The sequence below is a fragment of the Sphaerisporangium sp. NPDC051017 genome (genome assembly GCF_040683095.1).
GTDB lineage: Bacteria > Actinomycetota > Actinomycetes > Streptosporangiales > Streptosporangiaceae > Sphaerisporangium.
The window spans coordinates 1-1,722 of sequence record NZ_JBFBCI010000147.1 but is presented as its reverse complement, the minus strand read 5'-3'; the positions used below and the strand labels follow the sequence as shown (position 1 = coordinate 1,722).

Sequence of the window (1,722 nt, the reverse complement as noted above, 5' to 3'; positions counted from 1 at the left end):
CCATTCGAGGCTCTCGATGAGTACGCAGAGCTTCAGCTGGCCTCGTAAAGTACAATCACAAATTCCGCTGTCCGGAATGATCTCGGCCCCTCACGGCCTGGTGCTAGAGGTCAACCGGGAACTGCGCTATGCCTTCACCCGCCAAGGCGACGATCCGAGTCCGCACAGCCGGACCCTATTGCGGGCGCGTACGCTAAGCCTCGCGGCGAGCGCGCTTGCCCTGTACCTGTACAACCAGTACGTCGTGGCGCCCGACGATGCGGTGGTCGAACGCGACGACATGATCGACCACATGCTGGCCTACAAGCGGCCAGACGACACCGATGATGTTGGCTATCAGCGGAAGATGGCCACTGCGGTCCAAGCGCTCGAAGATGCCTCCATCATCAAGCCGATCAAGGGCACCAACCGGTACATCATCTACCCGGTCATCGCCTCTATCCTCACTGCCGACCGTGTCGAGGCCCTGCATGCACGCTACATGGCGCTTGCCAATGGCATGGCCGAGCCCGCAACGCAGCCCGAGGATGGGACCGGCGAAGTCACTGGTGAGCTGCGACATGGCTGAGGAGAAGCGAATGCGTGAGGCCAGGGGGACCCGCTCGGTATTCCTCGGACAGTTCCGACTGACCCGCCTGCAAGTGGTCAACTGGGGCACGTTCTGCGGCTACAAGGATTTCCCAATCGATGAGCGCGGCGTGCTGTTCACCGGTCCGTCGGGGTCGGGGAAGTCGTCCCTAATGGATGCCCACTCGGTCGCACTACTGCCTACCCGGGAGCAGCGGTTCAACGCCTCGGCCGACCTGACCGCACGCGGCGCCAAGCAGGGCAGTCGCAGCACCCCCGATTACGTGCGGGGCGCCTGGTCAGAGACCAACGACGAGCACGGCCAATCGCAGGTCCGCTACCTGCGAGCTGGGAAGCCGACGTGGTCAGCTGTCGCCGCGACTTACGACGATGGTCTCGGTCAGGTCACCACCGCGGTGGTGGTCAAATGGTTCAGCGGTTCGGAGACCGATGGAGCCGCGCTCAAGACGATGTACCAGCTCCATCACGGTCAGTTCGACCTGAACCTGCTCGACGAGTGGGCGACCCATGGTGAAGGGTTCGACACGCGTTGGTTTAGGACCGCTCACCCGGCCAGCTACCCGGACAGCCAGGACGCCTACATGCGGGAGCTCGCCAAACGGGTTGGGCTCGGTACCTCCAAGACCGCGCTGGCGCTGTTGGGCAAGGCCAAGGCCATGAAGAATGTCGGCGACCTCAACCTGTTCATCCGCGACAACATGCTCGACGAGCCCGCCACCTTCGCTGCAGCGCAGAAGATGATCGAGTCCTTCAACCCGCTCAACGACGCGTTTGAAACAGCCCGCCGGGCCCGTGACCAGGCCAAGACCCTCCAGGAAGTCCCAGCGCATTGGACTACCTACCTCGCCGCGAAAGATATTGCCAGCCGAGCGGGGGTCATGCTTGGCCCTCCTGTGGAGCACTACCTGCGCGGCATTCACCTGCAGGTGCTCCGCACGGAAATCGACCGCCTCAAGGCGAGCGTGACGCTGTTGAGAGGGCAGCTCGACCGGCAGAATCAGGAGTCGTCCGCGGCGGAGAAGCTCTATCTGTCCCTCACCGCAACCTGTCAAACCGGGTGAGACATCAGGCTACTTGTGTGGTTTGAGGTGAAGTGTCGCTCTGGAGGGTCGTGGGTGGCTTGTTGATCCACAC

2 protein-coding genes are annotated in these 1,722 nt (G+C 62.8%); both read left to right on the top strand.

The genetic code is table 11. The features are described from left to right. A partial coding sequence (locus tag AB0M95_RS40920) for a DUF4194 domain-containing protein (protein WP_363777161.1) occupies nt 1-568 on the top strand: 568 nt, incomplete at its 5' end. After that, nucleotides 561-1,649: an ATP-binding protein gene (locus AB0M95_RS40915; protein WP_363777158.1), complete on the top strand. Its 1,089-nt coding sequence runs from the start codon at nt 561-563 to the stop codon at nt 1,647-1,649. The genes AB0M95_RS40920 and AB0M95_RS40915, both read left to right, overlap by 8 nt. Nucleotides 1,650-1,722: the final 73 nt, after the last annotated feature.